9 protein-coding genes are annotated in these 13,162 nt (G+C 38.2%); 6 read left to right on the top strand and 3 right to left on the bottom strand.

Annotation, left to right across the window (positions count from 1 at the left end; all coding sequences use genetic code 11):
* Nucleotides 1-11: 11 nt before the first annotated feature.
* Together A3EM_RS0137040 and A3EM_RS0137035 are read right to left on the bottom strand one after the other, a co-directional pair.
* Nucleotides 12-2,969 carry a PAS domain-containing sensor histidine kinase gene (locus tag A3EM_RS0137040; RefSeq protein ID WP_020533305.1) on the bottom strand — a complete coding sequence of 986 codons (2,958 nt, stop codon included), beginning with the start codon at nucleotides 2,967-2,969 and terminating at the stop codon, nucleotides 12-14.
* A gap of 296 nt (nucleotides 2,970-3,265) precedes the next feature.
* The gene (locus tag A3EM_RS0137035; RefSeq protein ID WP_020533304.1) at nucleotides 3,266-4,030 is read right to left on the bottom strand and encodes a DeoR/GlpR family DNA-binding transcription regulator; all 765 of its coding nucleotides are present in this window, start codon (nucleotides 4,028-4,030) and stop codon (nucleotides 3,266-3,268) included.
* 215 nt (nucleotides 4,031-4,245) lie between these two features.
* On the opposite strand from A3EM_RS0137035, the gene A3EM_RS0137030 reads away from it, so the two are divergent.
* From A3EM_RS0137030 to A3EM_RS0137015, 4 genes are all read left to right on the top strand, one after another.
* Nucleotides 4,246-5,667, top strand: a complete 1,422-nt coding sequence (locus A3EM_RS0137030; protein ID WP_020533303.1) for an L-fucose/L-arabinose isomerase family protein — start codon at nucleotides 4,246-4,248, stop codon at nucleotides 5,665-5,667.
* Between the two features lie 24 nt (nucleotides 5,668-5,691).
* Nucleotides 5,692-6,525 carry a transketolase gene (locus tag A3EM_RS0137025; protein WP_020533302.1) on the top strand — a complete coding sequence of 278 codons (834 nt, stop codon included), beginning with the start codon at nucleotides 5,692-5,694 and terminating at the stop codon, nucleotides 6,523-6,525.
* A complete protein-coding gene (locus A3EM_RS0137020) occupies nucleotides 6,522-7,472 on the top strand; it encodes a transketolase family protein (protein WP_020533301.1) in 951 nt (316 codons plus the stop codon). The genes A3EM_RS0137025 and A3EM_RS0137020 overlap by 4 nt, the downstream gene beginning before the upstream one ends.
* 141 nt (nucleotides 7,473-7,613) lie before the next feature.
* A complete protein-coding gene (locus tag A3EM_RS0137015; protein ID WP_020533300.1) occupies nucleotides 7,614-9,125 on the top strand; it encodes an FGGY family carbohydrate kinase in 1,512 nt (503 codons plus the stop codon).
* A 320-nt stretch (nucleotides 9,126-9,445) separates the two neighbouring features.
* Here A3EM_RS0137015 and A3EM_RS0137010 read toward each other — a convergent pair whose 3' ends face one another.
* Nucleotides 9,446-12,154 (bottom strand): alpha-L-rhamnosidase, encoded by a 2,709-nt coding sequence (locus A3EM_RS0137010; RefSeq protein WP_020533299.1) that lies wholly within the window; start codon nucleotides 12,152-12,154, stop codon nucleotides 9,446-9,448.
* A 205-nt stretch (nucleotides 12,155-12,359) separates the two neighbouring features.
* Between A3EM_RS0137010 and A3EM_RS0137000 the strand changes: the two genes are divergently transcribed.
* Nucleotides 12,360-12,572 (top strand): hypothetical protein, encoded by a 213-nt coding sequence (locus A3EM_RS0137000; RefSeq protein ID WP_020533298.1) that lies wholly within the window; start codon nucleotides 12,360-12,362, stop codon nucleotides 12,570-12,572.
* A gap of 180 nt (nucleotides 12,573-12,752) precedes the next feature.
* Entirely contained in the window at nucleotides 12,753-13,070 is a 318-nt protein-coding gene (locus A3EM_RS0136995; RefSeq protein WP_157638268.1) for a hypothetical protein, read from the top strand.
* Nucleotides 13,071-13,162: the final 92 nt, after the last annotated feature.

Raw genomic sequence — 13,162 nt, 5'->3', positions numbered from 1 at the left:
AGGAAGGAAGGTTATTTGGCCGGAAGGGTAAAAAAGAAAGTAGTACCCTTTTTTTCCTCGCTTTCCACCCAAATTTCTCCTCCATTTTTCTCAATAAAATCTTTGCATATTTCGAGTCCCAGGCCTGAACCTTTTTCCCCTTCAGTGCCGGATGTGGTATGGAAATGCCCTTTTTTAAATAATTTATTCGATTTCTCAGGTGGAATACCCGTGCCATTATCCCCAACCGAAAATTTCACCATATTTTTTTCAAGTGTGGCACTAATGTTTACTTCTCCATAAATAAAGGAGAATTTTATGGCATTGGATAGTAGGTTACGAATCACTGTATTTACCATATCCTGATCGGCTATCACCGTAACCTCAGGAGCTATGTCCATTTTTACTATTAGTTTTTTTGCCTGAATTTGTTCTGAAAACAAGGACAGTACTTTGTTGAAAACTGCAAGAATTTTTAATTCTATCGGATTCACCTCAATTTTATCAAACTGATTCCTTGACCATACCAAAAGTTGATCGAGAAGGGTAAAAGTTTTTTTGAAGTTCTTCTGTAGAAGAGAAAGGTATTTTTGAATTTCTTCCTGTGTAAAGCCATCAAACCTGCTCAATAAAACATTTAAAAATGCAAAGGAACTATTAAAAGGGCTCCTTAGGTCATGGGCAATTATGGAAAGTAACCGGTCTTTTTTCTGGTTTATTTCATTTAATTCCCGATTGAGTGTCAGTATTTTAGCTTCATTTATTTTTCTTGAGGTAATATCATAAGTGATCCCAATGAGTTTTTCCGGAACACCTCTCCCATTTTTCAAAAGAATTCCGGTGGTAGTATGGTGTTTTATGTTGCCATTAGACCAGATGACACGGTAATCCACCTGATATTTCCCTTTTTGAGGAGAATTGAGGTCAAATTCCTCTCTTATTGCTTTAATATCATCAGGGTGAACCATTCTAATCCAGTCCTTCAGGTAATAAGTCTTGCTGAGTTTTTTTCGATATAGCAGTTTGTAAATATTTTCGTCTGCTATTAATTCTTTGGTAACCAGGTCTAATTCCCAAATCCCAATTCCCGTACCACTGGTAGCCAGTTTTAGCCTGTTGGCAATATCACTTAATTTTTTGGCGGTTAATTTTTGCAGGGTGATGTCCTCAAAAGTCGTAAAGGCTTTATAAGGCTTTTTTTCCCCTTCCTTAAATATTGGAATAGCATCAATACTTATCCATATAAATTTATTTTTATTTGGGTTGAGCACCCCCATGATTTTTTTCTTTACCTCTTTTCCATTTTTAAGGGCCATAACAGCCGGATGGTTTTCGGGAGGATAAATAGTACCATCTTCATGAATTGTTTTCCATTTGGGGTCCATGGGTTCATAGCCCTGCATTTGACTAAGTGTAGTACCCAAAATTTTCTCTGCAGCAGGATTGGCACTTATTATTTTTCCTTTTGAATCGTGATACATCACTCCCTGAATCATTGATTCGAAAAGTTTTCGGTACTTTTCTTCACTTTTTACCAGATTTTCTTTGTCCTCCACCTGCTGGGTAATATCCCTTGCAATTCCCATAATAAATGCCTGATCCTGGTCTAGCTTATTATAGGTAGATCTGGCCTGGTGCCATCTCCAGGTACCATTTTTGTGTTTTATCTGATATTCGAGGGTGGCCTGGTATCCTTTTGTTGTATATACCTTTTCAAGTTTCTCTTTGGCTTCAGGTAAGTTTTCTTCATGGATAAATTCCAAAAATGACCGTTTTAATAGTTCTTCGGGCAGATAACCCAAAGTTGCGGTGACATTTGGGGAAATATATTGAACAATACCTTCCTTATTCAGTGAAAAAATTAGGTCTGAAGCATTTTCTATATAGCTTCGGAATTTGGCCTCACTAAGTTTTAAAGCTCGTCTAGCTTTTACTTTTTCGGTAACATCAGTCGAAATGGTTTGTAAATGGGTAACTTTTCCATTTTCATCTAAAATAGGTTTAGTTTTGGTGTCAAACCAGATATACTCTCCTGATTTGGTTTTTATCCTGTATTCAATTGAATTAACGATTTCACCTGAATTAGCCGTTTTATGCGAATCTTCCATGATCCGTTTTAAATCATTAGGATGAAATTGTGTATAGGGACTTTTACCGATCAATTCCTCAGGTTCATAACCCAAAAGATTTTTCACAGAATTGCTTATAAACAAATAGGTCCCATCCATTTCATGAAGAGCCAGCATGTCCATCATATTATCAGCCAATAGCTCAAAGGTTTCTTTCCTTTCTAATAATTGTTTGGTTTTTTCAGGCTCTTTATATTTCCTCCGGGCATATACTATAATTCCCTCCTGTTTTCCGGTCTCCTGATTTAGCATTGGAGAGAACTTATAGGAAAGAAACATTGGGTTGAGACCGTATTTTCTGACTACTTCAAAAGTTTTCCCGCTCAATGCCTTATCCATATCCATTTTAGCCTCCTGAAAATTTTCCAGGTTTTGAAAATGGGGTAAGGCACTTTCTCCGATTACAGGTGGTTTTTCATAAAATTTGGAGAGGAAATTCGCATGTTTTTTATTAAAATAAAGGTACTTCAAATCCATGCTAAGGGCAAAACAATAACCATTGGAGGCATCAATAATAGAATTTAAAATATGGTCTTCGTTTTTTAACCGCCAGGGTCTGAATTTAATGAAGTAGCCACCATGACTTCCGGTTTCTAACCTCCCAATTTCTATTAAGACCGGATTATCTTCCTTTTTATATAGGTGTTCTTTTAAAAATGGAAGGTCATTAGTTTTAAATTCCTCAATTTTGGAATGGATAAACTGATAAAATGCAGGCTCAAATAAGGCTGATAATGGATTTCCTATAACAGAAATATGGTTTTCTACAAAAGGAATGTTCGACATATTATGGATTGCCATAATATTTTCATTAATATCTAATATTAAAAAGCCTTCTATAGAAAGGTTAGTGTCTATCATTCAAGGTGTTATTGGCAGTTCTATTATAGATAAATTAACCATTTTTGCCTTAAAATTCAATGTTTTAAAAATGAACAAGGCATTAAGAAATATTAATACTTTTCATGAAGCGTAATAAAATTTAGAATATTGTGGCTTAGAAAATAGATTTTTACATAAATTATGTACTTTTATTACATAAAATACTATTTTCTTGAGTTTTCTATAAAAGAATAATTACCTCAGACTGCTTTTCTGTTTCCCATGTTGAGGGTTGACTTTATACCGGGAATGATACTTTTATTACTGATTAGAATTCAGGATGCAATGATTAATTCAATCTCGTTTTCCTTGAAAATTTTCTTATGGGCTTCAGTAATATGCTTATCGGTTAGAAGAAAATCAATGAGGGATAATGCTCCCAGGCTTGCAAATGAACTTTTGCCAATTTTGGTAGAATCTGCTACTAAATAAACAGTTTCGGCTGCTTCAATCATGGCTTTTTTTACCACAAGGTCACTTAGACTGGGATATGTTAAACCGGATTTGAGGGAAATTCCGGCTGTGGCCAGAAAAAGTTTATCTACATTGATGCCATTGAAAAAATCTGCAGCTTTTTGTCCGGTGAGGGAAAGGGTAGGGGGTTTAAATTCTCCTCCAGTCATTACTACCTCAATACCGGGTTCTGTGCCTAGCATTAATGCAATATTGAGTGCATTGGTAATTACCGTGAGGTTTTCAAAACCAATCAATTTCCGGGCAATTTCTGTTGTGGTGGAGCCGGAATCCAAAATGATGATATCCCCTGGTTCTATTAATTTGAGACATTCATTTGCAATGCTTTCCTTTTTTTCCAAATTACTCTGGTCGAGCGGAGTAATATTTTTTACAGGATCCTCCACATTTTTCAAATGAGCTCCTCCATGTTCTCTTACGACCAATCCTTCTTTATCTAGTTTTTCTAAATCCTGCCTTATAGTGACTTCAGTGACCTTAAATATTTTAGATAGTTCATTTACTTTGGCTGAGCCATCTTCTCGCAACAGGGCTATAATTTTTTCTCTTCTTTGATTCGCCAGCATTTTTTTAGGAATTAAGTCTTATGGCCAAAACTATTTTCTATCTGAATAATGCTCAAAAATAAGAAATTTATTTTTATTTTCGTTTATTTACTTTAATTTTAAAAAACGAAAATAAACGAAAGTATTTTTTAAGAGCTTTGATTTAAGCTGGATTACAGAAATAACCATTTTTTAACTTTCACTTTTAAATTTTCAAAACATAAAAATCTACTAAAATGGCTCATCAAATCACGCTGGGGGTAATAATAGGAAACAGAGATTTTTTTCCGGACATCCTTGTAACAGAAGCACGAAAAGACCTTGTGGAGTTAGCTAAAAAAATTGGAATTAATCTGATAATGGTAAATGAAAGTGAAACCAAGTTAGGCGGTGTAGAAACTTTTCAGGAGGCCAGAACCTGTGCTGATTTATTTCGGAAAAATGCAGATAAAATTGATGGGATATTGGTTTGCCTTCCCAATTTTGGTGATGAAAAAGGGGTAGCAGATGCCATCCGCTTGTCAGATCTTAAAGTTCCGATACTTATCCAGGGTTATCCTGATGAGTTGGGAAAAATGCATGTAGAGAGAAGAAGAGATGCTTTTTGTGGGAAAATTTCAGTTTGCAACAATTTAAAACAATACGGAATTCCCTATTCCATCACCCATAAGCATGTTGTCCATCCTTCAGATCCTGACTTTGAAATGGATCTGCAAAAATTCATTGGAGTTTGCAGGGTGGTTAGAGGTTTAACCAACTTGAGAATAGGTGCAGTAGGAGCAAGGCCGGGAGCTTTTAACACAGTGAGATACAGTGAAAAGATTCTGGAAAGAAATGGCATTTCAGTTACCACGGTGGATTTATCCGAGATTTTGGGAAATGCTGAAAAACTTGGAAATGAAGATGCGAAAGTAAAAGAAAAACTTGATGCCATAAAAGCTTATTCCCCTACAGGAAAAACTCCGGGTGAAAAACTGGTTCAAATGGCAAAAATGGGTGTGGTTTTGTCAGATTTTATGGAGGCAAATAGCTTGGATGCTACTGCCATTCAATGCTGGACGTCCGTGCAGGAAAACTATGGTTGTAATGTTTGTACCAATATGAGTATGATGAGCGACCAGTTGATGCCTAGCGCCTGTGAAGTAGATGTCACCGGAACATTAACCATGTATGCCATGCAATTGGCTTCAGGCTCACCAAGTGCTTTAGTCGATTGGAATAATAACTATGCAGCTGATGAAAACAAATGTGTATTATTCCACTGTGGCAATTGGGCCAAGTCATTTTTACCAGATATTCAAATCGGGACAGCTCCAATTTTAGGGACAATTGTTGGTGAAGAAAATACTTATGGAGCCCTGGAAGGCAGAACTCCTGCCGGACTTTTAACTTATGGAAGAATCAGTACATTCGATAGCGATGGAAACATCAGGGCTTATTTTGGAGAAGGAATGTTTACCAATGATGAGTTAAAAACTTTTGGCAACCGGGCTGTGGCCAGTGTTCCCAAATTGCAAAAACTCATGCGCTATATCTGCAACAATGGTTTTGAGCATCATGCGGTGATGAATGCCTCTCACACTGCTGGCATTCTTCAGGAGGCATTGGAAAAATACCTGAACTGGGATGTATATTATCACAATGCACCAGAGGAGTAATAAAGATTTAAATTTTACTGAAATATGAACAGTTTAGCTATTCAAAAGAAATCAGTGGAGTATAGGAAGAAAATTCTGACCTATATCAAAAAAGCCAATGCGGGACATACCGGAGGAAGTCTTTCCTGTATTGATATATTAAATGTCCTGTACAATGAAGTGATGAACGTTTCTCCGGACAATTTTCATCATCCAGACCGTGATCGGTACATCCAAAGTAAAGGACATTCTGTAGAAGCACTTTTTGTGGTATTGGCTGATCAAGGGTTTTTCCCCGAATCCGATTTGGAAACATTGTGCCAGTATCAATCCCATTATGTTGGCCACCCAACCCGAAAAGTAAATGGCGTAGAGCAAAACACTGGAGCTTTGGGTCATGGTTTGTCCATTAGTGCAGGGGTGGCATTAGCGGGAAAGATGGATAAAAAGGATTATAAAGTTTTTACGCTTCTGGGTGATGGGGAACTGGCAGAAGGCTCCAACTGGGAAGCCGCCATGATAGCTGCCCAGTATAAACTGGATAACCTGATTGCAATCGTTGACCGAAATACTTTACAGATTACGGATCGTACCAGACACGTATGTAATACAGAACCTCTGGCAGAAAAATTTAAGGCATTTGGCTGGGCAGTGAAAGAAGTTGACGGTCATCATTTGGAGGAATTAAAAGAGACATTTTTATCTACTCCTTATGAAAAGGGAAAACCGAATCTGGTGATTGCCAATACTACAAAGGGGAAAGGGATTTCCTTTATGGAAGATGTATTGAAATGGCATCATGGAGTTCCTTCCGATGAAGAATTTGAAAAATGTATGGAAGAATTGGAAAAGCTCACTAAAACTCTTGAAATTGTATGAACTTAGGTATTCCCAACTTAGTTGCTTTTGCGGAAACGCTCGAAGCTTTAGCAGAAAAGGATCATAAAATAATTGCAGTCACCAGTGATTCCAGAGGATCCGGGAAGCTGGTTCCTTTTGGGAAGAAATATCCCAATCAAATTGTGGAAGTAGGTATTGCCGAGCAAAACCTGGTGGGCATGGCCACAGGTCTGGCTTCCACCGGGAAAAAAGTTTTTGCGGTTTCCCCTTCCTGTTTTCTTACAGCCAGATCCCTGGAGCAGATCAAAAATGATGTTTGTTACTCCAATAATCCAGTAAATTTAATCGGGATAAGTGCCGGGGTGAGCTACGGAGCTTTGGGCACCACTCATCATTCAATACATGATCTTGCGGTTTTAAGAGCAATTAATAACCTAAATATCATTGTTCCGGCTGATAATTTTGAAACCAGAGAAGCCATAAAGCTGGCCGCAGAATTAGAAGAACCCGTTTTCATTCGTTTTGGAAAAAGGGCTATGTACGATTTGCATGCTGAGGATGCTACATTCGAATTGGGAAAAGGAATTCAGCTTAAGGAGGGAAAAGATATAGCTTTTATCGCCACTGGTGAAACGGTATATCCTGCTTATCAGGCAGCTCAATTACTGGAGAAGCAAGGCATTAGTTGCAGGGTGATAAGTATGCATTCCATAAAACCATTCGATGAAGCACTTTTATTGGAAACAGCCAAAAGTTGTAGTGCTATAATTACTGTGGAAGAACATTTTGTGAATGGAGGTTTAGGAGAATTGTGTGCTGGCATATTGATGCAAAAAGGAATTTCCGTTCCATTCAAAATAGTCGGTATTCCCGATGAATATACTGTTACTGGTTCACAATTGGAAATTTTTCAGCACTATGGAATCTCAGCAGAAGGGCTTTTTGAAGTGGGAAATGAGCTGCTGGAAAATAATAACCTTGCTTAAATAAATAGCGAAGTGTTTACTTAAGCCTTTTAATAATGGAAAGTTTTAAATTATTCTGCTGATTGGCGAAACAATCGCCTTTCTCAAATATCCTCCTTGGAAACAAGGATAATCTTTTTGATTAGTTGAAAATCCAAAACCATGACCAAATCATATATTTTATCCATAGATCAGGGAACGAGTGGGACCAAAGCTTTGCTTTTTGACCAGGATGGTATATTGGAGGTAAAAGCTACAGTTGCTCTACCTTCATATTATCCAAAAGCTGGCTTTGTGGAGCAGGACCCTACAGAGATTTACCAAAATGTACTGGATGCGGTAAAGGCATGTCTGGAGGAATTTGAACACAAAAATCCGGGAGAGGAAGCAGAAATTTTATCCTGTGGAATTTCCAACCAGCGGGAAACTTTTGTAATTTGGAATAAAACCGGAAAGCCACTTTATCCGGCCGTAGTCTGGCAATGCAAACGATCAATTGGGGTTTGCAACCGCTTTTCAGCAGAAGGATTGGAAAAGGAAATTAACAATCGGACCGGACTAAAAATTGATCCGTATTTTTCCGGTACAAAGTTAATCTGGCTCAATGAAAACGTAGAGCCTGTAAAAAATGCAATAGCTTCCGGAGAGGCTTTTTTCGGAACAGTGGATACTTGGCTGCTTTTTAAACTTACCCAGGGGAAAAAATTTCTTACCGATTTTACCAATGCCTCCAGAACTCTTTTTTTCAATATCTATGATTTAAAATGGGATTCATTTTTATTGGAAAAATTTGGACTGGAAAAGGTTAACTTACCCGAAGTCAGGCATTCTTCAGGCGAGTTTGGTACTTCAGGTTTTGAGGGTTTATTTGCTGAACCTCTACCGATTACCGGGATGATTGGCGATTCTCATGCTGCGGCTTTCGGAGAGGGCTGTTTCACTCCGGGAACAGCAAAGGCTACATTAGGAACTGGTTCTTCCATTTTGTGGAATACCGGAAACAAACCTGTGAAATCCGAAAAAGGAATGGTGACCACCATTTGCTGGAGTACTCCTGGCAGAATTGATTATGCCCTGGAAGGGGTAATTGTCAGTTGTGGGGCTACTATTGAATGGCTGAAGAATCAGTTGGATTTATTTGCAGAAAGCGAACAAACTGAATCTATGGCGAGCAGTATTCCGGATAATGAAGGTGTATATTTAATCCCTGCCTTTAGTGGTTTGGCTGCCCCACATTGGCAAATGGAATGGAAGGCTTCCATTCATGGTATTACTTTTAAGACAGATCAAAACCATTTTGTAAGAGCTGCTCTGGAATCCATTGCCTACCAGATTAAAGATGTGATTGTGGCTATGGAAGCAGAGAGTAATATTAAACTACGATCTTTAAAAACAGATGGGGGAATTACAGCCAACCAATTCCTCATGCAATTCTTAACTGATTTATTGAATACAAAAGTGGTAAATATTGGCATTGCTGATGTTTCCGGGCTGGGAGCCGCTTTAATTGCCGGATTAGGCACAGGTTTATGGAAAGATATTGATAGTTTACCTCAATTTAAGGAAAATCTGCAGGAATTTAATCCTTCAGCAGAAGTGAACTTGATTCAGCAATTTTATAAAGGCTGGCAAAAAGTAATTGCTGGGAATATTCTGGCTGCTAAGAGCCGATGAAATCTATGAACAAAACTGAACCTGTGGTGCGATAAAAAAGTTGCCCAGGCATGATGCCAATGCAGGGCCTGCAATTTCGTGCGAATCTTTGGACACATCTCCGTCCTAGCGGGGTTTCAGAACAAATAGTTTTGGGATGGAAAATTTTAAAAAAAACCTTCCCCTACCCTCGGAGAGCGGGTTAGGGGGAGGAAATTGTGTTTTCTCACTAATTAAATTTTTAAAATCCCTAAAAGATTAGCGCTGAGACTGGATTACAGGATGTGTCCAACCCGTAGCTGCATTTTCGCAACCCTGTGTTATTTATGAGAGCTTAAAAATTAATTATTCTCCTTCAAACATTTAAATTGGTAAATACCGGAGCCTACATTCAATACGACAGCGGTATTTTCTGATTTGATATTCTCATATACTTCGGAAATTTTCTTTCCGGATTCAACATCCACTACTTTGTCAATTGTAGTTTGAGGAAGCGTGATTTGGGCAGTGGTATTAGCCGGAATTTCAGCCGTGATCAGTAAATCTTCATTTTCAAATTTCCATTCCGATCTGATCTTGCCATGTCCACTTTCAATAGAGGCCTTGGCAAATTGAAGTCTTTTGTCAGGTTGAGGCTGGATAAGGACCTTTTTGTATCCAGGTGCTCCTATGTCCAGCCCAGCCACTACTTTGTACATCCAGTCACCAATGGCTCCGTAGGCATAGTGGTTAAATGAATTCATACCCACATCCTGAAAAGTACTGTCAGGTTTTTGACCGTCCCATCTTTCCCAAATGGTAGTGGCACCCATTGTCACGGGATAAAGCCAGGAAGGGAAGGATTTCTGCAAAAGCAGGTCATATGCCACATCCGTTTTCCCCTGATCGGACAAAACTTTACACAAGTAGGGAGTTCCTAAAAATCCGGTTGACAAGTGATTTCCCCTCGATTTTATGTTTTTCACCAAATGATTGGTGGCTTCAGGCACCAGTTTTTCAGGTAAAAGATTAAACATTAAAGCCAGCACATAAGAGGTTTGGGAATCAGAACTGATTCTTCCTGCAGGCGTGACATAGTTTTGAATAAACGAGGCTTTTGTATCCTCGAAAAGTTTTTGGTATTTAGCCACATCTTCCGTTTTTCCCAATACTTTAGCCGCTTCCGCCACAATACTGGCTGAGTAAGCAATAAAGGCCTGGATGATTAAGTCCTTGCTGGTGTGGCCATCGGGTTCACCATGTTTGTTCATTTCCGGCTTGTAATAGAGCCAGTCTCCGAAACCTTTCCAGCTTACTTCTCCCCTGTTGGCGGTATAATCGGTGTAGGCTTTCATTGAAGTATATTGTTCTGCCAATAACCTTTTATCACCATAAACCTGAAAAAGCGTCCAGGGAACAATGGTGGCTGCATCTCCCCATCCCGGACTTGATTCCTTACTATTGATCACATTGGGTATGATCACTGGTACACAACCATTTTCATACTGTTCAGCAGAAAGATCTTTCAGCCATTTGGTGAAAAATGCTGCCACATCCATGTTGTAGGCTGCAGTACTTACAAAAGCCTGTGCATCTCCAGTCCAGCCCAGGCGTTCATCTCTTTGTGGACAATCGGTAGGAATGTCCAGAAAATTGCCTTTTTGTCCCCATTGAATATTGCTTTGAAGTTGATTAATAAGTGGCTCGTCACATTCAAAACTCCCGGTTGGTTTCATGTCCGAATGAATTACGATTCCCGTCAGATCTTCCGGGGATAGCTCACCGGGAAATCCCTCAACAGATACGTACCGAAATCCAAAAAAGGTAAATTTTGGCTCATAAACTTCCTCTCCTTCACCCTTTAAAATATACTCGGAAGTGGCTCTGGCCGATCTTAAATTATCGGTGTAGAATTCCCCATTTTTATCCATTACTTCGGCATATTGTAAAGTGATTTTTTTCCCGGCAGGACCTTGTGTCTTCAATTTTACCCAGCCAACCATGTTCTGGCCCATATCGGCCACTAAAGTGCCTTTAGGTGTTTTCCATATTTTAACAGGTTTTAATTCCTGAATTTTCCTTACCGGAACTGTCTCAGTGGCTATGAGATTATCCAGCGCATAATCTGATACAGTTACCGATTTCCATGACTGATCATTAAACCCGGGTTTTGACCAGTTTTTTAATTCTTTTCGGGCATCATAAGACTCCCCGTTATAAATACTGTTTAGGGTAATTGGTCCTTCACTGCTTCCTTTCCAGTTATCATCAGTAATGATAGTAGTTTTTTGGCCATTACTAAAAGTGACCTCGATCTGGCAAAGCAGGCCAAGTTTTTTACCATACACACCCCAATTATCTTTCCATGCCAAATGTCCCCTGAACCAGCCATCTCCTAATGCTGCAGCTATACAATTCTGTCCTGAAGTCAGGGCATCAGTAACATCGAAAACCTGGTATTGCAATCTTTTTTCGTAAACAGTCCAACCCGGAGTAAAAACCTCATCTCCTGCTTTTTTTCCATTGATGTATAATTCATACAATCCATGAGCCGTGACAAAAGCAGTAGCACTTACAATATCACTTTCCAGATTGAATTCATTTCTGAGCAATAAGGCAGGTCCGTTGGGAATGGTATCCTGTTGGGGTTCTATCCATTTGGCTGTCCAGTCTGAGGTAGAAAGCATACCCATTTGCCAATGGGCTGTTTCACTCCATGAAGAAGTATGCTTATGGTTATCTTTTACCTTAACCCTCCAGTAATATTTTGCCTTTGATTTAAGTTTGGGTCCCTCATAAGCCACAAGAATAGATTTATCTGATTGAGTTTCACCGGAATCCCAGATGATATTTATAAACTTACCTGAAGATGCTACCTGTATCTGGTAAGAAGTCTGCATGATATTTTTGCCACTTCCCTTTATTTTCCAACTGAACCGTGGATTTTGGTTATCAATTCCCAGTGGGTTGATTTTATGCTCAAGCGAGAGATCATAAGTAGTTAGTTTCTGAGTAAATCCCTGAAAAGATATCAGGAAAAGGGCCGTGAATAACAAATAATTGACTTTCATAAGATGTATAGTATTTCCATATTTAGAGATATCTATAAAGTTAAATTCATGGCTTAAAAGAAATGTCCTGTCCTATCATGGATAATTGGGATGTTAATTTTAAACAAAGTATACACGGAGAATTGAAATGGAAGAAAAAAATTGATTTCCTACTAAAAAATGGTTAAATTATATACGAATTTTCCAGCCATTTTATCGGAGGAGTATGAAAAACTCAATTGACACAAATCCGGAGGAAAAATTACTCAAAAAAGTAACTGAAATTCACCAATCAGATTTAACTGGCAGAAATATCTTTGGACTAATTTACAATTTTACCATTTTTTGGGATTATAACCCTGCATTTGATTACCTGAATGCCCAGCCTGTTGATTCCCGGATCTTAAGTTTAGGGTATGGCCCAAATTTGAACCTTTAAGAAAAGATCTCAGGTTTGAGGATTTTTAAACAAGGTTTAAGTTACCACCAAATTAACAGACAACGCAGCATGTAAATTCAACCTTTGTTAATCATTTTGATATGCCAGCCTTTTTTTAACTGAAGGGCAATCATTAAGTTACATCCTTTAATGTCCCTGCACTTCACAAATTCTTTGCAAATGGACTATTCAAATTTTAAAACAGAGGATTTTTTAGCTGATGAAAGTTTTCAGGATTTTGTACTTCATCCTGAAAAGGAGCAAAATAAATTTTGGGATGGATTTCTAAAAAAGCATCCTGAAAAGAAAGTTGAGTTTAGGAAGGCAGTTCAATTAATTCAAAATTTGATACTGATTCATCAACAGGTAAAAAAATCGGAAATGGAACAGGATTTCGCTGAAATGAAGCAATTTATTTCCAAGCCAAAGAAAAGGTGGAAAAATAGGATAAAACAGAAAATCAGGTCGGCAAAAAGGAAGCTATGGAAAAAAATTTAAAGACTATTCTTTCAACCGTAGTTAAAAAGATTACATATCCACTTTTTTAAGCATGAAAAAAGACAAGTCCTTTCCATGAACTTGTCTTTTTT

Source organism: Flexithrix dorotheae DSM 6795 (genome assembly GCF_000379765.1).
Taxonomy (GTDB): Bacteria; Bacteroidota; Bacteroidia; order Cytophagales; family Flammeovirgaceae; genus Flexithrix; species Flexithrix dorotheae.
Note: the sequence above shows the minus strand (reverse complement) of the source record. Positions and strands in the feature narration are given on the sequence as shown.

Coding starts and splice junctions, on each gene's coding strand:
- A3EM_RS0137040 (WP_020533305.1), bottom strand. CDS start 2,969: ATGATAGACACTAACCTTTCTATAGAAGGCTTTTTAATATTAGATATT.
- A3EM_RS0137035 (WP_020533304.1), bottom strand. CDS start 4,030: ATGCTGGCGAATCAAAGAAGAGAAAAAATTATAGCCCTGTTGCGAGAA.
- A3EM_RS0137030 (WP_020533303.1), top strand. CDS start 4,246: ATGGCTCATCAAATCACGCTGGGGGTAATAATAGGAAACAGAGATTTT.
- A3EM_RS0137025 (WP_020533302.1), top strand. CDS start 5,692: ATGAACAGTTTAGCTATTCAAAAGAAATCAGTGGAGTATAGGAAGAAA.
- A3EM_RS0137020 (WP_020533301.1), top strand. CDS start 6,522: ATGAACTTAGGTATTCCCAACTTAGTTGCTTTTGCGGAAACGCTCGAA.
- A3EM_RS0137015 (WP_020533300.1), top strand. CDS start 7,614: ATGACCAAATCATATATTTTATCCATAGATCAGGGAACGAGTGGGACC.
- A3EM_RS0137010 (WP_020533299.1), bottom strand. CDS start 12,154: ATGAAAGTCAATTATTTGTTATTCACGGCCCTTTTCCTGATATCTTTT.
- A3EM_RS0137000 (WP_020533298.1), top strand. CDS start 12,360: ATGAAAAACTCAATTGACACAAATCCGGAGGAAAAATTACTCAAAAAA.
- A3EM_RS0136995 (WP_157638268.1), top strand. CDS start 12,753: ATGGACTATTCAAATTTTAAAACAGAGGATTTTTTAGCTGATGAAAGT.